1 protein-coding gene is annotated in these 521 nt (G+C 65.5%); it reads left to right on the top strand.

The window, feature by feature from the left end:
• Nucleotides 1-87: 87 nt before the first annotated feature.
• On the top strand, nucleotides 88-240 hold the full coding sequence (locus tag AC1DYK_RS35610) for a hypothetical protein (RefSeq protein WP_457493415.1): 153 nt from the start codon (nucleotides 88-90) through the stop codon (nucleotides 238-240).
• Nucleotides 241-521 lie beyond the last annotated feature (281 nt).

Genomic DNA, 521 nt, shown 5'->3' with positions numbered 1-521 from the left:
ACCTTATTCATATTTACGTCAGCGCCTGGGCATGGCATTCCCCCATCGACCGCGCAACCAGCCACGCCCAACTTGGGGGAGACACTCATGACTCAGCGCCCGCTCGACACCCAGCAGCTGCTGCTCGTTGTGTTCGCGGCGGCCGGCACTTTCTATGTTGCCGTCGTCCACCCGGCGGTCACCGAGCCGATCGTCGCAGCCGCCGCCGTCGCGAGCCTGATCTGGCTCGTACGGCAGTGAGCGCCTGGAGTTGCAAGAGGTGTCCTACGCGCCGCCTAGAAGACGTGCCGCGCGACGTCATCGAGGACCAGGAGCGCGAGCCGGAATGTCCGGCCGCCGGAACACCACCAAGCCGTCACTGTGACGGCTACGGTGTCCGGTGCCCCGAATCACCTGATCGGCCGAAGAAATCCCCGGACGGGCCTTCCGCGCCTCGTTGTCAGTGGCGGCCCGTAGAGTTGACGCCGCCGAAAGGCTCCGCTTCGTGAACGACGAAGGGAGACCCACTGCAAGACCCATGC

This window comes from Variovorax sp. P2_H12, from assembly GCF_056403395.1.
Note: the sequence above shows the minus strand (reverse complement) of the source record. Positions and strands in the feature narration are given on the sequence as shown.